The 20,775-nt window shown below is 40.5% G+C and carries 19 protein-coding genes; 1 reads left to right on the top strand and 18 read right to left on the bottom strand.

What is annotated here, in order from left to right:
• Nucleotides 1-142: 142 nt before the first annotated feature.
• The 7 genes from ABDZ91_RS11260 to ABDZ91_RS11230 form a co-directional block, all read right to left on the bottom strand.
• On the bottom strand, nucleotides 143-700 hold the full coding sequence (locus ABDZ91_RS11260) for a DUF4256 domain-containing protein (RefSeq protein ID WP_343799012.1): 558 nt from the start codon (nucleotides 698-700) through the stop codon (nucleotides 143-145).
• Between the two features lie 250 nt (nucleotides 701-950).
• Complete coding sequence (gene paaI, locus ABDZ91_RS11255) at nucleotides 951-1,352, bottom strand: hydroxyphenylacetyl-CoA thioesterase PaaI (protein ID WP_343799010.1); 402 nt, start codon at nucleotides 1,350-1,352, stop codon at nucleotides 951-953.
• A gap of 82 nt (nucleotides 1,353-1,434) precedes the next feature.
• Nucleotides 1,435-2,610, bottom strand: coding sequence for an ABC transporter substrate-binding protein (locus ABDZ91_RS11250; RefSeq protein WP_343799008.1), 1,176 nt, complete (start codon nucleotides 2,608-2,610; stop codon nucleotides 1,435-1,437).
• A gap of 47 nt (nucleotides 2,611-2,657) precedes the next feature.
• A complete protein-coding gene (locus ABDZ91_RS11245) occupies nucleotides 2,658-3,383 on the bottom strand; it encodes an ABC transporter ATP-binding protein (RefSeq protein WP_343799028.1) in 726 nt (241 codons plus the stop codon).
• A 5-nt stretch (nucleotides 3,384-3,388) separates the two neighbouring features.
• The gene (locus ABDZ91_RS11240) at nucleotides 3,389-4,171 is read right to left on the bottom strand and encodes an ABC transporter ATP-binding protein (protein ID WP_343799006.1); all 783 of its coding nucleotides are present in this window, start codon (nucleotides 4,169-4,171) and stop codon (nucleotides 3,389-3,391) included.
• Nucleotides 4,164-5,201 (bottom strand): branched-chain amino acid ABC transporter permease, encoded by a 1,038-nt coding sequence (locus ABDZ91_RS11235; protein WP_343799004.1) that lies wholly within the window; start codon nucleotides 5,199-5,201, stop codon nucleotides 4,164-4,166. The genes ABDZ91_RS11240 and ABDZ91_RS11235 overlap by 8 nt, the downstream gene beginning before the upstream one ends.
• Nucleotides 5,202-6,080 carry a branched-chain amino acid ABC transporter permease gene (locus ABDZ91_RS11230; RefSeq protein ID WP_343799002.1) on the bottom strand — a complete coding sequence of 293 codons (879 nt, stop codon included), beginning with the start codon at nucleotides 6,078-6,080 and terminating at the stop codon, nucleotides 5,202-5,204. It abuts the gene before it with no gap.
• Between the two features lie 449 nt (nucleotides 6,081-6,529).
• Between ABDZ91_RS11230 and ABDZ91_RS11225 the strand changes: the two genes are divergently transcribed.
• Nucleotides 6,530-8,302: a sulfatase family protein gene (locus ABDZ91_RS11225; RefSeq protein WP_343799000.1), complete on the top strand. Its 1,773-nt coding sequence runs from the start codon at nucleotides 6,530-6,532 to the stop codon at nucleotides 8,300-8,302.
• A 28-nt stretch (nucleotides 8,303-8,330) separates the two neighbouring features.
• Here ABDZ91_RS11225 and solA read toward each other — a convergent pair whose 3' ends face one another.
• From solA to ABDZ91_RS11170, 11 genes are all read right to left on the bottom strand, one after another.
• Nucleotides 8,331-9,485 (bottom strand): N-methyl-L-tryptophan oxidase, encoded by a 1,155-nt coding sequence (gene solA / locus ABDZ91_RS11220; protein ID WP_343798998.1) that lies wholly within the window; start codon nucleotides 9,483-9,485, stop codon nucleotides 8,331-8,333.
• 31 nt (nucleotides 9,486-9,516) lie between these two features.
• The gene (locus tag ABDZ91_RS11215; protein WP_343798997.1) at nucleotides 9,517-10,806 is read right to left on the bottom strand and encodes an NAD(P)/FAD-dependent oxidoreductase; all 1,290 of its coding nucleotides are present in this window, start codon (nucleotides 10,804-10,806) and stop codon (nucleotides 9,517-9,519) included.
• 183 nt (nucleotides 10,807-10,989) lie between these two features.
• Nucleotides 10,990-12,513, bottom strand: a complete 1,524-nt coding sequence (locus ABDZ91_RS11210) for a sodium-dependent transporter (RefSeq protein WP_343798995.1) — start codon at nucleotides 12,511-12,513, stop codon at nucleotides 10,990-10,992.
• A gap of 96 nt (nucleotides 12,514-12,609) precedes the next feature.
• Nucleotides 12,610-13,590: an ornithine cyclodeaminase family protein gene (locus tag ABDZ91_RS11205; RefSeq protein ID WP_343798993.1), complete on the bottom strand. Its 981-nt coding sequence runs from the start codon at nucleotides 13,588-13,590 to the stop codon at nucleotides 12,610-12,612.
• 26 nt (nucleotides 13,591-13,616) lie between these two features.
• A complete protein-coding gene (locus ABDZ91_RS11200; RefSeq protein WP_343798991.1) occupies nucleotides 13,617-14,783 on the bottom strand; it encodes an NAD(P)/FAD-dependent oxidoreductase in 1,167 nt (388 codons plus the stop codon).
• Nucleotides 14,784-14,825: 42 nt separating this feature from the next.
• Entirely contained in the window at nucleotides 14,826-15,902 is a 1,077-nt protein-coding gene (locus tag ABDZ91_RS11195) for a tartrate dehydrogenase (RefSeq protein ID WP_343799027.1), read from the bottom strand.
• Nucleotides 15,889-16,899 carry an NAD(P)-dependent oxidoreductase gene (locus ABDZ91_RS11190; protein WP_343798989.1) on the bottom strand — a complete coding sequence of 337 codons (1,011 nt, stop codon included), beginning with the start codon at nucleotides 16,897-16,899 and terminating at the stop codon, nucleotides 15,889-15,891. The genes ABDZ91_RS11195 and ABDZ91_RS11190 overlap by 14 nt, the downstream gene beginning before the upstream one ends.
• Before the next feature lie 16 nt (nucleotides 16,900-16,915).
• Entirely contained in the window at nucleotides 16,916-18,109 is a 1,194-nt protein-coding gene (locus ABDZ91_RS11185) for a thiolase family protein (protein WP_343798987.1), read from the bottom strand.
• Between the two features lie 11 nt (nucleotides 18,110-18,120).
• Nucleotides 18,121-19,269, bottom strand: a complete 1,149-nt coding sequence (locus ABDZ91_RS11180) for an acyl-CoA dehydrogenase family protein (protein ID WP_343798985.1) — start codon at nucleotides 19,267-19,269, stop codon at nucleotides 18,121-18,123.
• Nucleotides 19,270-19,298: 29 nt separating this feature from the next.
• Nucleotides 19,299-19,955, bottom strand: coding sequence for a 3-oxoacid CoA-transferase subunit B (locus ABDZ91_RS11175; protein WP_343799025.1), 657 nt, complete (start codon nucleotides 19,953-19,955; stop codon nucleotides 19,299-19,301).
• Nucleotides 19,942-20,655: a CoA transferase subunit A gene (locus tag ABDZ91_RS11170; RefSeq protein ID WP_343798983.1), complete on the bottom strand. Its 714-nt coding sequence runs from the start codon at nucleotides 20,653-20,655 to the stop codon at nucleotides 19,942-19,944. The genes ABDZ91_RS11175 and ABDZ91_RS11170 overlap by 14 nt, the downstream gene beginning before the upstream one ends.
• Between the last annotated feature and the right edge of the window lie 120 nt (nucleotides 20,656-20,775).

The raw sequence follows: 20,775 nt of genomic DNA, 5'->3' as shown, positions 1-20,775 counted from the left end.
CGCGTCACCACGGACACCCTTGCGTTAAGCTACTGCTACTTCTGCCTTCACAGTTCGGGACTTGCACCCTATAGATTGCACCCATGCTGGGCGCACAAAGAAAAAAGCTCAGAATATTAAATTCAGAGCTTTTAATACAAGATTAAACTTTTAGCGAACCACGGAAACCTCGGGCAGCATAATAAGAGTCTGCTCCATTGTGGTACACAAAGACAGTGTCGTATCGCCGATCACAAAAAAGGGCTCCGCCGAGTCCTCTAATATTAGCGGGTGTTTGTACCCAACTCGACGTCTTCAAATCAAAATTACCAAGTGTCTGCAACTTCCGATATTGTTCTTCTGATAACATTTCAATGCCCATGTCTGCTGCCATATCTATAGCGCTATTTTCTGGTTTATGCTTTTTTCTAGCTTCCAGGGCTTCACGGTCATAACAAACACTTCTACGACCTTTTGGACTTTCCTTTGAACAGTCATAAAAAATGTATTCGTCTGTCTTTTCATCATAACCAACTACATCTGGTTCCCCTTCCGTTCTTTCCATTTCATAAAGCGGCCACAGTTTCTCTGGATTTGCTTCCAGCTTTTCTTGGATATTGGCCCATTCCAAACCTTCATGGCGGTTCATGTTCTTTTCAAAGCGGTTCTTCAATACTTGGAGTAATTCCTCTCGTTGTTGTTGCGATAACTCAGTGGTCATGTTCGTTTCCCCCTTAGTGTCCTATTGATTAGGTTACATGTCTTCAGAAACTACTTCAATTTAAAGTTAATGATCAATTTTGTTCCATTCGTTAGCTTATCCTAATTTTACCTTAAGATAGATATTTTTGGTAATGAGTATAAAGCACTCCCGACATATTCATTAAATAACCTATCGGAAAATTGAAAAAGGATGGAGAGAGTTCTCCCCACCCTATTTTAAAATTTATCGAACTACCATGACTTATGTTTTACCCAAACAGCTCTTTCTTCCTATAAACCATTCCATCAGCGGAAGCAATAAATTCTCCATGCTGATTTGTGACCACCATCCGGTATAATCCTAATTTAGGATTCTTGGATACTTCGGTTGCAGTTGCAGTCAATATGTCTCCTACCATCCCTGCCTTCATATAATTGATATTAACATTGATTCCTACTGCAGTTTGACCGTAAGAATTACTGGCGATGGCAAATGCTACATCGGCTAGTGAAAAAATGACTCCACCATTCGCTGCACCGTGAAAATTGAGCATGTGTTCTTGAATCGTCATCGTTACTTTTGCCAAACCTTCTTCTACTTTCACAATCTCAATTCCTAAGCTTTTCGCATAAGGATCAGCTGTTACTCTTTCTATTATAGCGTCTCTCATATTTCCACACCTCGATATGAAGTAAAATGCACTCATCTGATGTAGATGAATGCATTTTAACCTTACTTTTAATAAATATAGGTTACTCTTTATATGTCCACTTACCATCTTTTACTTCAGCGAGTACTAAACTGTCCGCGGTTAATCCGTTATGGTCTTCAGCACTGAAATTGAACACACCCGTTGCACCCACAAAATCTTTGATGTTGTTTTCTAGATAGTCACGAATTGATTCACGGTCAGTTGCACCGTTTTCTAATGATTCCACAATTAACATAATATTGTCATAACCATAAGATCCAAAGTTCGTTGGTTCACTATCAAACTCAGCTGTGTAGTCATCATAAAACTTACTAATGACTTCAAATTGTGGATCACTTTCTGGGATTTGAGTTGGGAATAATAACTTACCTGTCGGAATTACGACGCCCTCCGCTGCATCACCAGCTAAGTCAAGGAACGATTGATTGGCAATACCATGGCTTCCAATATAAGGAATCGTCATGCCAAGCTCTTTCATATTTTTAGCTGCAATTGCAGGACCAGGATTTGTTCCCCATACAATAACAGCCTCTGCACCAGAGCTATTGATTTTCGTAAGCTGCGTTTTCATATCAGCATCTTCTGTGTTATACGATTCATTTGCAACAATATCAATTCCAAAGTCATCCTGTAGTTCTTCTAACAACTGTACTCCACTTTGTCCGTATGCGTTAGAGTCAGCCAGAATCCCAACCTTTGTCATTCCTTCTTCCTGAAGGTACATGTAAACACGCTCTACAGCTAGAGCATCTGATTGTGGTGTTTTAAAGACCCATGTAGATTCCTCAACAGGTGTCACAATATCAATACTAGCACCAGCAGAAATGACTGGGACTTGATTGTCCATAGCAATCCCTTTCATTGCAAGGGAAGGCCCACTTGTTGTTGTTCCGAGAACAGCTAACACTTTTTCATCGTGAATTAAGCGGTTCATTTCTTCGATGGCTTTTTCCGGTGTGGATTCATCATCAGCTAAAATGACTTCCAGCTTTACTCCGTTAATTCCGCCATTTTCATTGATTTGTTCTACCAATAGTTTAGTAGCATTCCATTCTGGTACACCAAGCGGGCTTCCAGGACCTGTGTTAGAGTAGATGGCTCCAATTTTGTAAACCTCTGCATCACCATCTCCACCAGATTCTGAACTAGAACAAGCAGCTAGACCAATGGCTAAAAGTAGTACTGCAAACCATACAGAAAACTTCTTCAATGTCATATCCCCCTCGTCTTACTAAATTATTCTTAAACGCGGGTTTTCCGCGGTTAATTCAATGTGTGCCCCAAAAATGCCTCTCTTACTTCTGTATCATTTAATAAGGATTCAGATGTTCCCTCTTTGATAATGGAACCATGAGCCATGACATATCCTCTATCTGCTATTTTTAGGGAAGCGTTTACATTCTGTTCAATTAACAAAACGGTGACTCCGAATTCATCACGCATATTTCTGACGTACTGCAGGACTTCCTTCACAATAAGAGGAGCTAACCCTAATGATGGTTCATCTAGTAATAATAGATCAGGTTTTGCCATTATAGATCTAGCAATGGCAAGCATTTGTTGTTGACCTCCTGAGAGGGTTCCACCTAATTGATCTTTACGTTCTTTTAAAATAGGAAACAAGGAAAATACCTTTTCCACTTCTTCCTCTATTTCTTTCTTCCCTGTACTTTTGTAGTGATGATATGCGCCTAGATACAGATTATCTAACACCGTCATCGTACTAAATACTTGCCTATGTTCTGGAACTTGAATGAGCTTTTTTTGAACAATTTTCTCCGCTTCAAGCGGTGTAATGTCTTCACCATTAAATTGAATTATCCCACTAGATGGTTTTAGTAACCCTGAAATGTTCTTGAGCAAAGTTGTTTTTCCTGCTCCATTGGCTCCCAGCATAGCGACAATTTCACCTTTATCTACATGAAAAGCAACTTGCTTTAATGCCTGAATAGGACCATAACTAAAGGAAACATCACGAACTTCTAACATTCTGTTCAAACTTGGGTCACCTCTTCCTCATCTGTACCTAGGTAAGCCTCTATCACTCTTTCATTAGATTGAATCTCTTTTGGTGTGCCTTCCGCAATTTTTTCTCCTTGATCTAATACAATGACTTTATTACAGATGGACATCACCAAATCCATATCATGTTCTACTACAAAAATGGTAGTTCCCTTTTGGTTAATCCTCTGAATTAGCTTACTCATTTCAGCAGTCTCCTGATGATTCAGTCCTGCTGCAATCTCATCCAGTAACAACAGTTGAGGCTCTGTTGCCAAGGCACGGGTTAACTCTAGTAATCTAAGTTTTCCAAGGGGTAAACTCCCTGCAAGTGTATCAGCCAGGGTATCTATTTCAGTTAATCGTAAATATTCCATTGCTTTCTTGTATATGAACTTCTCTTCTTTATTCGTCTGTGGCAAACGTAAAGCAGCCGATAGAATCCCAGATTTTGTTCTCGTATGTAAGCCAATCATGACATTTTCTAATACCGTCATGTTTTTAAAAACCTGTAAATTCTGGAACGTTCTAGATATTCCAAGAGGTGCAATCTTATAGGACTGCATGGAATCTATTCGTTGATTGCTAAACCAAATTTCACCGGATGTTGGAGGAAAGACACTAGAAACCATGTTAAACAACGTACTTTTTCCAGCACCATTCGGACCAATTAATCCTGTAATGGTCCCTTCTTCAACGCTAAAGGAAACACTCTTATTTGCAACAACTCCACCAAACCGTTTGGTTACATTTTTCACTTCGAGTAGGTTAGACATGTTGATCCCCCTTTTCGGCCTCAGCTTGTACTGAAGACTGTTTAGATTGCCCCTTTTTCATTAAATTTTGTAAAATTGGTGCAACCGTAGGGAAAAAGCCTTTACGCAGAAAAATCACAACTAGTATTAGAATAAGCCCATACAAGACTTGTTCAAAATCACTCGTAATAAAGGAAAAATGAGTACCCAATGTATGTACGACAATATTGATCGCTGTTATGAGAAAGGCTCCACACACTGGCCCCCAAACACTAGTAGATCCTCCTAATACAACCATAACGAGAAACAAAATAGAATGATCTAAGCTAAAAGAACCTGGAGAAATACTGTAAGACATATGGGCAAATAACCATCCAGCTAAGCCAGCTAGTGATGAGCTTAAAATGAAAATTTGCATTTTGTATTTACCTGTATCTACGCCCATAGAACTTGCAGCAATCTCACTATCATGGATAGAACGTAAGGCACGGCCTATTCTGGAGTGGATGATGTTTAGGGATAGGATAATGACTAAAATCGCTATTCCCCACACGAGATAAAAGTAGGATAATCCTTGAGTAAAAGAAAATCCGAACACTTCTATTTTGGGAATTCCATAAAAACCAGACGCACCTTTCGTAACTGCTTTCCACTCTACTAATAGCACATGAATAATAATTCCAAATGCCAGCGTAGCCATAGCTAGATAATATCCATGAAGTCTAGCCATTGTATGACCTAAAATATAGGCAATGACAGCTGGCGCTAAAATCGAGATTACTAGAGTAAGCCATGGATTTAATCCGTAAGTACCTGTTAAAACGGCAGTGGAATAGGCTCCTACACCATAGAATGCAGCTTGACCTAATGAGATTTGACCAGCAAACCCCATGAGTAACCCTAATCCAACAGCTACTATCGTATAAATCCCTGCGAATGTAGCCTTGGTTAAATAAAAGGAAGAAGAAAAGATAAATGGAAGGACTAGTATGAACAGGCTGAAGAAAGCTACACCTTTCCAGCTCATCTGTTGAACGCCTTTTTGTATCATTTACAAGCCTCCCTTTCCAACGTTCTTTTCACCTAATAAACCGAATGGTCTAATTAGTAATAGAATTAAAACGACACCAAAAGCAATGGCATCCTTCATACCCGAGCTGATAAACCCAGCACCAAGAGATTCAATAACGCCTAATAAAAGCCCACCAATTACAGCACCAGGCGCACTACCAAGACCACCTAAAATACTTGCAGAAAATCCTTTGATTGAAAGCATTAGACCCATATCATAGGCTGGGAAGAGAATCGGACTAATAACGAGTCCAGCTAACGCGCCAAGTCCCGCACTTAGTGCAAACGATAAGGAAGACATCACATTCGGACTAATCCCCATGAGTCTGGCGGCTAAAGGATTAATAGAACACGCCTTAAATGCTTTACCTACCATAGTCTTTTCCATTAACACATAAAGTACAGCTACAATTACAAGCATAAACACCATAACCCATATGCTCTGTGGTGTAATAGCTGCTCCAAAAATGTTCAATGGGGCATCATTTGTAAAAGGTTCTACCTTTACTGAATCTTTCCCCCAAACCATACTTGCAACCCCTTTTATTAGGATTGCAATTCCTATTGTTAGGATAATGACGCTAATAGGGTCAGCACCCTTTGCCCGCTTAACAATCACAAACTCTATGAGCCAACCTATGACCACTACTATAGGGATTGTTAGTAGGAATGCTAAAAAATACGGTATTCCAGCATGAGTCAAAGAAAACATGGTCATTCCGCCGAGCATAACGAACTCACCCTGAGCTAAGTTAATGACCTTTGTAACACTATAAATCGTTACAAATCCAAGAGCCACGATTGCGTAAATGCTTCCGATGGTTAATCCAGTAACTAAAAATTGTACAGTATCGCCCATTCTCCCACCTCGTTTATGTAAAGTAAATTGTGTGACGATAAATAAACGTATATTTATTTATTTTTCATATGTATAGGGTTCTAGATGCATAAAGGGACAGGAATTTCCGGATTGAAAATTCTTCCAATAATAGGTGTTTACCAAGTGAGTACATGTCATGTTGCGTAATAGTAAAGCGCTTACAATAATGAGCGATGAATAATAGATATCCATTGTTTTTAATAAAAATAATATAACGTTATACAAACGACAAAAGGATTCAACATCATACTACTGTTATTCAGTAAGATATCGCACAGACTAGAAATTGTCAAGTTGTATTTAGAAAATTTACACTTTTCTTAGTAATCAGAATTGAGGATTCACGAGTGATTCGACTATTGGAAATTTAGTTCAATCTTCCTAGCTCTCTTTGCATATATTGTTATATCGAGAAAGGAGGAATCTATTTGTTCAATCCGTTAGGTAAAAAGAAAAAACGTCCCAACTTCCTTATTTTAATGGTCGATGAACAACGTTATCCCACCACATATGAGACGAGTGAATTAAAGTCGTGGAGAAAGGAGCATTTAGTAACACAAGAGGCGTTAAGGAAAAACGGTATAGAATTTTTAAACCACTACGCAGGGAGTACAGCATGTTCACCTAGTCGAACGACGTTATATACAGGTCAGTATCCTTCTTTACATGGTGTAACCCAAACGACTGGAGCTGCTAAAGGCGCGTTTGATCCAGACAGCTTTTGGCTACATCCCAGTACGGTTCCGACATTGGGAGACTATTTTCGTACAGCGGGATACCAAACCTATTGGAAAGGTAAATGGCATTTATCGGATGAAGACATTTTGATACCAGGCACTCATAATGCACTCCTCTCTTTCAACGGAACAACAGGAATTCCTAATCGTGCAAATGAGGAGATGTACAAACAATCTAATCAACTAGATTCATATGGATTCACAGGATGGATAGGACCAGAACCCCATGGACAAGCTCCGCATAATTCGGGTTCATCTGCTGCAGCAGGCATTTCTGGACGGGATCAAGTTTATGCTGCTGAGGTAGTTGAATTACTAGGAGAACTGGAAAAACCATCATCACCTGACATGCCTTGGCTGATTGTAGCTTCTTTTGTAAACCCACATGATATCACCCTTTATGGAGAATTAACGAAAGATTTACCAACCTTTGATTTTCAAATAGATTCTTCCGTTCCTTTTATCCAAGAAGCTCCGACCTCTAGTGAATCACTAGAAACCAAGCCAGTTGCCCAAAAGAGTTATCGCGACGCTTACCAAAAAGCCTTCCAACCAACTAAAGACACCCTCTTCTATCGTCAACTCTATTACTCTTTGCATAAACAGGTAGATCAAGAGCTGGCTAAAGTGTTTACAGCACTGCAAGAAACGAGTTTTTATGAAGATACAATTGTGCTTTTCACTGCTGACCACGGCAGCTTATTAGGATCACATGGTGGATTATTTCAGAAGTGGCATAATGCATATGAAGAGGCAATTCATGTTCCCTTTATCATCCATAATCCTAAGCTTTTCCCCGCTTCTGTCACAAGTAATCTGTTAACTAGTCATGTGGATATCGTTCCAACCATGCTTGGATTAGCAGGAATTAAGGTTGACAGTGTACAAGATGAATTAAGAAAGGACCATACGGAGGTACACCCGCTTGTCGGTAAAGATCTCACTCCTATTGTTTATGGAAAAGAAATAGACCAAACAGATACTATTTATTTTATGAGTGATGATGAAGTTACTAGAGGGAGTAATCAAGTAACGGTAACGGGGGAACCATATGAGGCAGTCATCCAACCCAATCATATTGAAACGGTTATTACGAGATTAGAAACTGGTGAGCACAAAGAAAAAGAAGTCTGGAAGCTCTCTCGTTATTTTGATAACCCCCAATTTTGGAGCAAACCAGGTCAGGAGGATCAGCAATCAACTATAAAAGCACAGGTTCCCCTTACCCCTACTCAAATGACAACGATTAGTATGACAACAACCAAAACAGAACCTGTGAACTACGAATTCGAAATGTACAATATAACAAAAGATCCTTGTGAAAGGGTTAATTTGGCTAACCCATCTAATGAAACCATTCAATCGAAACAAATTAAAGAACAGCTGTGCAGTCTATTAGAAGAGCAAAGAAAGATCAAAAGAATCTATCCCGTAAGTGGGACTGTACCGGGAAATCCATTTTAAGAGTAAATTCAAAACAGGCTCTAGTACGCTAGAGCCTGCTCTTTTTCTCTTTGTTCAGGAACCTTCCGAGCTTAAAATGAGACAAATCAAATGGAATAGCCTCTCCTAGAGACAATTTAGAAAGAATCTCACCCATTACACTGCCAAATTTAAATCCATGCCCTGAAAACCCTCCGGCAATGAGTACATTTTTGTATTCGGGGTGAGTATCCATAATAAAATGTTCATCAGGTGTTCGGGTAAAAATACAAACCTTACCTTGTTTTAATTTACCTGCAGCTGCTGGCATATATTCTTGAAGAAATCCACGTACATCTCCCTCGTCTTCCTCAAAATCACCAAAAGTTCGATTCATGTTATCAGGATCAATCGATTGTCCACCATCCATCCGCCCAAGCTTAACTCCACACCCGTCAATGGAAGGGAACCCATAGTAGCTTTGGGTAGGAAGCTGAAAAAAGAAACCTGGAAAGACATTTGCATTAAATCGAGTTTCATCTGCTTCAAACCACGAAACGGTTTTTCGGGTAGGTGTTAGTGGTATTTCAAGAGTATGTAATAACCGACTAGTCCAAGCACCAGCTGTAACAATACATCGATCCGCATACACCTTCCCCTTATTCGTTTTGATTTCAATACCTTCTTCTTGGGACTTCAAAGCCTCGACGTTCGTATAAGTCCATAAATCAGCCCCATAACGTAAAGCAAGCTTCCGAAAAGCAGCTACACATTTTTCAGCTAATAAAATGCCCGAATTAGGTTCAAAACATCCAATAAAGTCCTCCGGCAATTGTATACCAGACCACCGCTTTTGAATGTCTTCTGCATTCATTACTTCAAGGCGTAAATCATATTCTTTGGCACTTTTAACTGTTTCCTTAATAAAAGGAGAATCTGTATTTCCTGCTCCAAGAATCCCCGTTTGTAAAAATAAAGTCTCACCAGACTCCTTTTCAAGTTCTTCCCATAGACTTTGGGCACGTAGAGCTAACGGCACATAGAAACGGCCTTCACCATATGCATGACGAATAATTCTCGTATCACCATGATGACTTCCTTGGTTGTGAGGTGGATCAAAAGCGTCTATAAGAAGTGTTTTAACCCCTTTTTTAGCCAAAAACATCCCCGCAGACATTCCTGCTGTTCCTGCACCAACAATGACAACCTCATATCGATGAATCACCCTAGACTCCCTCCAATCTATCTATAACAAACTAACTCACCACAGTCTTTTCTTTCCCACTTCCTGCAGTATTCCCCTTCAAGCTGAAACGTTCTGGAGCGAACGGCTGAATCGGTATATCTGTTTTACCCTCGCTTATTAGCTCCGACATAATGACTCCAGTAGCTAAACTCATAGCTATTCCACTCATTGCATGGCCAGTAGCTACATAAAGGTTTTCATAGCCTTCTAGTTTCCCAAGTACAGGTAGTCCGTCTGGTGTCATTGGGCGCATCCCCACCCATTTCTGCTCCTTCCCACTGATTGGTTTGCCGAAGTACTGATTAAAGGATTGTCGTATATTAGAGAGTCTTCGTTCATCAAAGTGTGTATTGATTCCAGACAACTCCATGGTACCACCTATCCGAATGGCATTTTTAAAAGGGCTGATCGCTACTTTTGAATCTCCAAGATATACAGGTTGTTGAATGTTGAAGGATGGTGAAGAAATCGTCAAACTGTATCCTTTTCCAGCTGTAATTGGTAAATGCTTTCCTACTTTTTTCATTAACAAGCCTACCCATGCCCCGGCAGAAACGAGGAATTCATCTCCCTCATACAATTCGTTACCCGTTCTAACAGCAGCAATGCTACCTCCCTTAACAACAAAATCAGTAATCTCATATTCTTGTAAAATTGTTACTCCGTTGTTTATTAACCAATCGTGAAGACCTTTACTAAACGACTCTGGTCGAACATGTCGTTCTGCAGGTAAATACACTCCACCTTTAACCTTTTCAGAAATAGTTGGTTCCATTTTTATTAACTCATCTCTTGTCTTCACTTCCGGTTTAGGGACTCCAATTTGTTGGGCAGGCTTTAGTTCCTCTATTCGTTTTTCTATTGAGCTTTCATCCAAAAAGAGATTCAAAAGTCCCTTTCGGTAGGATTCAAAATGAATCTCCTCGGTTTCCTCAAGCTCATCAAAAAGTTGAAGAGTCTTCCTATTTAATTCAAGACCTGCCTGAAAGCTAGCCTTGTATGACTCTTTGTTACAAAACTTCCAAAACTGAAATAACCAGTTTGATAAAGAGGGAACAGCTGTAGGCTTAATATAAAGAGGACTATCTTTTTTTAACATCCATTTCAAAGACGTTTTCACAAGACCTGGAGCAGGCACAGGTTCAGACAATGATGGTGCTACCCAACCCATATTTCCACTAGTGCACGCGCCACCTGGCACTCCTTTGTCAATCAGGACGACCTCCATTCCTCTTTTCTTTAAAAAATAGGCACTACTTAACCCAATAATACCTGCTCCGACAATGATGACTTTCGACATATCATCACCCTTTCATTGAAAGCTTATATAAGAATGAAAAGTGCCACATTGGCACTTTTCATCTATTTAAAAAATGCTTTTGATTTACCGGTCCGCTTTGATTGTTCGATAAATCATATATCCGAAGCTTCCAAAAAAACCACCGAGCATTATAATCATCATGATAATCGCTGAGAGTCCCATTTACATGCCCCCTTTAATATCATTGGAAGAGTTTAAGTCAAATGTTTCAGAATCTGATAGCCCTTCCTCTTTCACAGAGCTTCTTAATCTATGGTTCAAGCGCAACAACAATGGCGTAATTATGAAGGCGAGGCCTAATTGGAACACAATTGTTCCGACGTTAAACTCCTCAAATGGCTTCCACCATGTATCTGGATACCATGTCATAGATTGATAAATCCACCATCCAGTAGTAATAACAAACAACACAGGTATGACATATTTAATGGAATATACCCACCAATTGTTAACTTTCATAGAACTTACTTCGTTAATGTCATCACGCATTTTTTCTACACCATATTTAATGGCTGCAACAGCATAAAGAAGACATGAAAGTAATAGGGCTACTCCCCATACCCAATCCTGGTTATTAAAGACCGCCATACTTAACGCAGAAGGAACACCTCCCACAAAAATGAGTCCGGCAGCAATGATGACAGCTCTATTTCTTGGAATTCCATAGTCAGAAAAGTTACGAGTAATTAACTCTACCATGGCTACAAGAGATGTGAAGGCAGCAAACGCCAATGCTCCAAAGAAAGCAATTCCGAAAATATACGTTTGCGGCATTACGTTTAACAGTTCCACCATGTAGATGAAAGTGATTCCTGTATTTCCAGAACTAGTAGCTTGGGCAATATACTCTTGAGATGGAGCTAGTGCAAAAATAGCAGGAATAATGGTTAACCCAGCTAGTAATTCAACTGAGTTGTTTCCGAGTCCTGCTGTCAAAGAGTTTTGAGCAATATCGTCTCTTTTTCTTGTATAGATCGCATAAGTAGCATATAACCCCCAACCAGCACCAACAGACCACGCTGACTGAGATAATGCCTCTAGCCAGGTTGATGCCTTTGCTAAGTACTCCCATTGTGGGGTGAACATATAGCTTAATCCTTCCATTGCACCTGGTAGAGTAATCGATCGAATCGCTGTAAAAATAAGAAGGATAAATAGCATAGGTAGAAAGATTTTTGACATTCTTTCAATACCCTTAGTAACACCAATAAATACTACTAAGCCAGTTAAAGCAACAGCTAAAAAGTGAAAAAAGACTGGCTCCACTGAGTTACTGGTAAAGCTTTCCCATAACTGATTTGAATCCACATCATCTGTAAATGTGCCCGTTAAAGCTAAGTAGAAATATTTAAAAGTCCACCCTACAACAACGGAGTAATAAAAAGTAATACCAACTAGGACAATCGTTATAATGGGACCAAACCATGAAAACTTTTTACCAATGAATTCTTTGAAGGACCCCATTGTCCCCATTCTTGTTTTTCTACCAATATAAACCTCAACCATGATGAGAGGTAAAGACCAAAGAATTAAAAATATGGCCCATCCTATTAAAAATGATCCACCACCATGCTCGGCGACCATTCGTGGGAACCTCCATATATTCCCTGTACCAACGGCCATCCCCATGGCTGCTAAAATAAATCCAAGTCTTGTCGTCCAAAGAACCTGACTGTCTTTCATCATTTCACCTTCCCTTTCCTTCGTTTACTAGATTGAATATTCAGAAATCTAATAACCTACTGGTGTCGACAACAGGAAGTACAATAAACAAATATGCGCTTAAAACGGGACCTTTGTTCCTAAGTTTAAAGAAACAGCACGGTCATAGATTGCTTTAGCCATGACAACATCCATCGCTGCTAATCCAACAGACTTAAAGACAGTAATCTCTTGATCATTTTCACGGCCTGCTATTTTTCCAAGGGCAATGTTACCAAGTTCTGCATATATGTCCTTCGGAGAGAGCACCCCCTCTCTGATTGGAATTATTAAATCACCAGTTTCTTCGAGCGCTGCTTCTTTCGATTCCACCACTATTTTGTGGGATTGTTTCATAACGCCAGTCGGAATCTCTTGCATGGAAGGTCGAAATGAACCCACTGCGTTAATATGTGTCCCTGCTGAAACTGGATCACTAATAACTGGTTCGCTAGAATTGGTGGCCGTTACTATAACATCTGCTCTGTATACGGCCCGCCTACTACTTTCAGCAACAATAACTTGAGTATCCGGGTACTCACTTTTAAGTTTTTCTTTTAACTGTTCAGCTTTTTGTACAGTTCGATTATATAAAACAATTTCTTCAATTGGTCTTACTGTTTTTACGGCTTTAATAAGACCCCAGGATTGAGCACCTGTTCCGATAACAGCTAATCTTTTTGCATTTTTCCTTGCTAGATGTTTTGTAGCTAAGCCAGTAGCAGCACCTGTTCTAAAAACGGTTAAGTAGGAAGCCTCTATTAATGCCAGGGGTTCCCCGGTTTCTACATCTGCGACTAGCATCACACCATTGATTGTATTTTTGGCTAGTTTCTGATTATGTGGAAAAACAGAGACTATTTTGATTCCTAGGCTTTTGGTTGCCTCGACAAAAGAAGGCATGAATAGGGAGGTTGCTTCCTTTTTGTCAATAGAGATGGTGGTTCTGATGGGTGTTTGTGTATTTCCTTTTGATGATTCTCCTAATGCAATGGCGACATCGTCAATGGCTTCTTGCATGGATAGAGCTTTTCTTTGGTCATCCGCACTGATAAATAGCAATAGTAGTCCTCCTTTTTTTGTATCGATTAGATAATCGCGTCTTCTTTGACGAGTTGATTTTCCGCGAATCGCTCTACTCTAAGCGGGGTCAGGTCTAGTGTTTCGTATTTACCTGTTCGGATTAGTTCGGATAATCCTTTTCCGACAGCTGGTGCTTGTTGCATGCCATGTCCACTAAATCCGAAGGCTACGTAATATCCTTTTACTTCTGGGTATTGTCCTAGGATTGCATTTTGATCCTCTGTGTTGTAGTCATATAACCCTGTCCATCCTCTTTCGACCTTTACTCTTTCGAAGTTTTTTACCCGATGAGCGAGTGTCGGCCATATCTTTTCCTCGAAGGTGGAACGTCTCCATTTAAAGTCTATTCTCGGTTTGGTATCCTCTGAAAATCCAGCTATATATTTTTCACCTTCATGTCTAAAGTAGATTCCGGTAGGGTCAACCGTTAGTGGTAATGGCTTTTCTAGTTGCTTTTCTACGTCATATTGGAAAATCTGGCGTGGAAGAGGCACAACAGGAAGGGATAACCCTATTTTTTCACTTAACAAGGAGGCCCAAGCACCGGCACAATTCACGACAACAGGAGCATGATATTCCTCACCACTTGTCAATCGGACCCCTTTTATTTCTTTTTGTTCTAGTAAAAGGCTATCTACTTCTTCATACACATATTCGGCACCCAGTTTCTTTGAGTACTTGATATATCCTTGCATCACAGAGTACGGATCTAAATAACCACTTTCCGGACAATATAGACCACCAGCTAAGTCATCGGTTGTAAGTTCTGGAATAATAGGCAGCAGATCCTTTGATTGCAAAAGCTGCGAACGCACACCATGCGCATGTTGTAGAGTCAGCTGCTTTTCAAAAAAAGGCATCATTTCTTCAGTGGCCAGCAAAAGGTAGCCTCTTTGTTTAAAGTCAATTTCTGCTTCTTCTCCATCTATAGCCATTGTTTGTTTGAAATTTTTATAGATTTGTAAACTATAACGACTGAGTTGAATATTGACTGGAGTCGTAAATAACTGTCTGAACCCACCAGCACTTCTTGGGGTCGATGCATATTCATAGAGTCCATCCTTCTCAAAAAGTACTATCCTTCCTGTATATCCATCATTTAATAGGTTATAGGCAATACTCGAACCAATGACTCCTCCACCAACAATGAGGATGTCTGCTTTGTGTGACATCGTTCATCTCCCTTTCAACACTGGACTTATATGATTACTCCCTTATCGTAGCTCCTTTAATGCATGACAAACAGCATCTCCGAATTCAACCGTTGTTCCAGACCCACCAAGGTCAGGGGTGACCCATTTTCCTTCTTCTAAAACGATTTGAAGAGCTTCCATTATTTCCTGAGCTAATTCCACTTCCCCAAGATGCTCCAGCATCATACTGGCACACCAAATGGCTGCAGTTGGATTAGCGATCCCTTTACCTGCAATATCGGGTGCTGAACCATGAACAGGTTCGAACATCGAAGGATAGTTTTTTTCAGGATTGATATTAGCGGAAGGTGCGATTCCCATGCCTCCCACAATCGCTGCTCCTAAATCTGTTAAGATATCACCAAACAAATTAGATGCTACAACGACATCAAAGGAATCTGGCTTTGAAACAAAATAAGCACATAAGGCATCAATATGGACAATATCTGTTTGAATATCAGGATACTCCTTATTTATTTTTTGAACGTATTCATCCCAAAAAGGCATCGTATGGTTAATTCCATTTGACTTCGTTGCTGCTGTTAATCGATGACGCTTCCCCATTTCTTGTGTCAACTGAAACGCGTACCGCAACACTCGTTCCACCCCATGTTTGGTAAAAACACTATTTTGAATGGCCATATCCATTGGAGTATTTTCATACATCCTGCCACCTATATTGGAATATTCACCCTCGTTATTTTCGCGGATTACCATGAAATTAAGGTCATTCGGGCCTCGATTGGCAAGTGGCGACGTTATTCCTCTCAGTAATTTTACTGGCCTAATATTTATGTATTGCTGGAAGTGGCGCCTTATAGGTAGCAATAGCCCCCATAATGAAACATGGTCAGGTACCCCAGGATATCCTACGGCACCTAAATAGATAGAATCAAAGTCTTTTAATCTCTCAAGTCCATCCTCTGGCATCATTCTTCCGTGCTTTAGGTAATATTCACAGCTCCAGTCGAATTCCTTATATTCAATGGATACTCCACCACCAAGAGAACAAATGGTATCCATCACTTTTGTCCCTTCCCGAAGAACATCCACACCAATTCCATCCCCCGGGATAAGTGCGATTTTATACTTTCTCATCATTTGATTCCTCCATTTTGCCTAATACTTCTGGATTCCCAATATAATCTGGCTTCTCACCCGCTAATGTTTTTAATACATTTTTAGCAACAGTCGTAGAGGTTAGGTAATTACTTTCAACGGTGGTCCCGCCAACATGCGGAGTCAAAATTACGTTGGGTAAAGTCAATAGAGGAGAATCTTTGGGTGGCGGTTCAGGGTCAAAGACATCAAGTCCCGCACCAGCAATTCGCCCCGTCTCTAGTGCCTCGAATAAATCAGTATGATTGATAATCGCGCCACGAGCCGTATTAATCAGGTAGGCTGTTTTTTTCATAAGCTGAAAGTGATGTTTATGAATGAAGCGTTTTGTTTCGTGAGAATAAGGTATATGGAGGGATATAAAATCTGATGTTTTAAATAAATGGTCTATGTCTGTTGTGATATCAACACCTAGTTCACGTGCTAATCCATGCTTAGTTTCATTGAATTGTCTAACCCAAACCGTTACGTCCATTTCAAATCCGTACTTTAACCTCTTTGTTACCTCTTTTGCAATGCTTCCGAAGCCTACAATTCCAACTCGTTTACCTTTTAATTCATGAGACTCTAGTGACATCCTAGAGTCATAGTTTCCTTGTGTCATGGCTTGATGAAATGGAACAAGAGATTTACTGAGCGCCATGATAAGCATGACAGCATGCTCAGCTGTAGAAACCCGGTTAACAGAAGGAGCATGTAGGACCATCACGCTTTTTTGTGTAGCATATTTTACATCAATGTTATCGAGTCCAACGCCCGCACCCGAAATGACCTTTAAGGAAGGAGCAGCATCTATGATTTCCTTTGTTACCCGAGCAGGAGCACGAAGAACAATTCCATCCACATCTCCTACCATTTTAGCCAGTTTCTCGGGGTCTGTTTCATTCGTTTTCCTTATATCCGCACCTTCTGCTAAAATCCGTTCTCCCTCTTTATGATACATGGATAGAATTTGAAGAATTTTCGGTTTCTTCATCGGATTCCTCCTCCTTCTACAGCCTTGCATTTTCGACAATTGCCGAGAGTCCTTGGCCACCACCAATACATAAAGTGACGAGTCCGTATCGGCTACCTCTACGCTCCATCTCATGCATGAGTTTTGTCATTAATATGGCCCCTGTTCCTCCAATGGGATGTCCAAGTGCAATTGCACCACCATTGACATTCAATCGTTCTATATTTATTTTCAATTCTTTAATGACTGCCAAAGCTTGAGCTGCAAAGGCTTCGTTTAATTCTATGAGATCTATATCATTGATGGATAAACCTGCTTGTTTTAATGCTTTAACGGTGGATGGCACAGGGCCAATTCCCATAATGTCAGGAGAAACTCCTGCCGCTCCCTGAGAGACAAATCTTAAACGTGGTTTCAACCCACGTTTTAATGCTTCTTCCTCAGACATAACCAGTATAGCTGAAGCTCCATCATTTCGACCGCTCGCGTTTCCAGCTGTTACGGAACCACCGTCCTTAAATACAGCTTTTAACTGGTTAAGTTTTTCTAAAGAGGTTTTTCTAGGGTGCTCATCTTGGTCAAAGATTACGGATTCCCTTCTCTGTTTTACTTTTACAGGAACAATCTCTTCTTTAAATAGACCATTAGAGATGGCTGCAGCAGCCTTTTCTTGGCTTAATAAGGCAAACTCATCTTGTTCCGTTCGACTAATCTTATACTTGTCAGCTAGGTTTTCAGCTGTGAGCCCCATTGTTAAATTGCCGTACACTTCGATTGGTTGAGCTCTGGGTTGGCTCTCTGTATTAGGATCAAGTATTTCTCCGTTCCCAGCACCAAATCCATATCTAGCATGCCTTAAATAATATGGCGCTGTACTCATACTCTCCGCCCCACCAGCTAGTATTATCTCAGCGTTCCCGCACATAATTTCTTGAACAGCATTTAATATCGCCTGTAGTCCTGATGCACATTGTCTGTGTACGGTATAACCAGGAACCTCCACTGGGATCTCAGCACGTAATGCAGCCAATCTTGCTAGATTAGGATGATCAGAGCTTTGCTTGGCGTGACCCCATATCACATGGTCAACCTCATGCCCTTCAATCCCAGTCCTTTCTAAGACCTCTCTCATAACGACTTCAGACAAAATGTCCACTTCTACATCCTTTAGTGCTCCACCCATACGTCCGATGGCTGTTCTTACACCGTCTACAATCACTACGTTCTTCATTCTGACACCTCCTACCTGCGTTCCCGTTTCAATTCGTTCGCAATGATATTTTTTTGTATTTGGCTTGTTCCTTCATAAATTTTCGTAATTCGCGCATCTCGATAATATCTTTCAATTGGATAATCTCTCATATACCCAATGCCTCCATGGATTTGTACGGCTAAATCAGCTACTCGGTTATATACTTCAGAGCCATACAACTTAGCAATAGCTGCTTCTTTCACAACTCTCATTTTCTGGTCACTCATCCAGGCAACTCTATACGTAATGGAGCGTAGAACCTCTATTTCAGTGGCCATATCTGCTAACATATGTTGAACTGCTTGTTGTTCATAAATGGGTTTTCCAAACTGCTCACGTTGCATGGCAAATTCCATACTCATATCCAAAAGTTTTTCACATGAACCTAAATTTCGAGCTGCTAAACCTGCACGACCGTTTGCTAAAATTTTCAGTGCATTTACATAACCCTTTCCTTCTTCTCCTAATACATTTTCTGCAGGGACTTCCAGGTCTTCAAAAAATAGTTCCGCCGAATGAGACCCACGCAATCCCATTTTCCTTTCAACTGAGCCTAGTTGAAAACCAGGGAAATCTTTTTCTACAATAAAGGAGGTAATCCCCTTTGGACCTTTCTCCGGATCCGTCACAGCCATAACCGTGAATACATTCCCTACCACAGCATTCGTAATATAGTGCTTTGAACCGTTAATAATATATTTATCACCCTTTTTAACGGCTTTCGTTTTCAAATTTGCCGCATTAGAGCCCGCACTTGGCTCCGTTAAGGCAAACGCACCAATCCAATCGCCACTGGCCATTTTCGGTAAGTACTTTTTCTTTTGTTCCTCTGTTCCAAGCTCGACAATCCCAACCGATCCGATACCAGTATGTGCACCGATTAGAGTCGTATAGCCGTTATGTGTCTTACCTAATTCCTCATAGATGGCACATTTTCCAACCATATCGAGTCCCAGACCACCGTACTCTTCCGGTATGCCTAAACCAAATAACCCTAACTCTTTTGACATTTGCACAATGCGTTCCGGGATTTCATCGTTTTCCTCAATTTCCATTGCAACCTTCTCGACTTCATGTTCAACAAAATCTCTTACTCCCTGACGAAGCATTTCAATTTCTTCTGAAAATCTAAAATCCATTCCCTTTTACCTCCTATTCTCTGACTTTATTAAACTGGCATTTGCTTTAAGTGTTCTGCGACACGGAACGTAGCTTCAGTCGACTCCCTAATTTCCTCAATCGAGGTACCTTCCGCAATTTCTTCCAATAATAAAATGCCATCCTTTACTGAAAAAACACCTTTCTCTGTAACAATTAACTCGGCACACCTTATTCCACTGGTAGGATAGGTTAATTCATGAACAAGTTTGGGGAGTCCATCTTTTGTAACATGAGTTATAGCGACTATGATTTTCTTAGCTCCTGGTACTAAATCCATCGCCCCACCTACACCCAAAATATCTTTACCTGGTACGGCCCAGTTCGCTATCTCTCCTTTTTCACTTACCTGAAGGGCACCAAGTACAGCTACATCAATATGACCGCCTCGAATCATGACGAATGAATCAGCACTCGAGAAAATAGAAGCCCCGTCCTCCAATGTCACAGGGAGTTTACTAGCACTAATACAGTCCATATCAATCTCATCCTCCGGAGGCGTTGGACCCATTCCAAGCATTCCGTTTTCTGATTGTAAAAACACTCCTTGATCATCTCTCAAAAAATCAGGTATTAACGTCGGTATCCCAACCCCTAGGTTGACTACCATTCCGCTTTCCAATTCTTGAGCAATTCGTTTGGCAATCCGAATTTTATTCTGATCCATTTCTTTCAACGTACACACCACCCAATTTTTCATATCTGCTCGTTACTAAAACATCGACATAGTTATGTGGTGTCACCACTAATTCCGGATTAAATTCACCCGCCGGGACAATTTCATCTACTTCAGCAATGACTAAATCAGCAGCAGTTGCCATCATTGGATTAAAATTTCTTGCAGACTTCGAATATATTAAATTACCAAGAGTATCGGCTTTCCATGCTCTAATAAGTGCCACTCTCGCACGAATTCCTTCTATTAAAATGTACCGTTCCCCATTAAAAACCTTTTCTTCTTTTCCCTCAGCAAGCTGTGTACCAACTGCTGTTTTAATGTAAAATCCAGCAATGCCTGCACCACCTGCTCGAATGGCTTCTGCGAGTGTTCCCTGAGGAATCAATTCAATTTCAAGCTCACCATTTTTCCATGCTTTGACGGCATCTCGATTGGACGTAAAATAGGATCCTACCGCTTTCTTTAAGTGACCTGTTTGGAGAAGCTTGCCAAGTCCTTTTCCAGATTCACCCAAATTGTTGCTGATGACTGTCAAATTGGTGGCCTTTGTTTGACGAGCAATGGCATCAATTAGTGTAAAGGGTGTACCACAAAGACCAAATCCCCCCACTAGTAATGTGTCACTTTCGGCAAGGAGTGATATTGCGTCTTCGGGGCTCATTTCTTTATTCCTAATTGTGCTTTTCATGAACAATCCCTCCATACACTGTTAAATGATTGAGTAATAGTAAAAGTGAGTCCGGTTGTACACCGGAAACCGGCATTTTGGATAAAATAACGGAACGTGTGTCCGGCTAAAAGTTTTCAC

Origin of the sequence: Bacillus carboniphilus, assembly GCF_039522365.1 — a bacterium.
Classification (GTDB): Bacteria; Bacillota; Bacilli; order Bacillales; family JC228; genus Bacillus_BF; species Bacillus_BF carboniphilus.
Note: the sequence above shows the minus strand (reverse complement) of the source record. Positions and strands in the feature narration are given on the sequence as shown.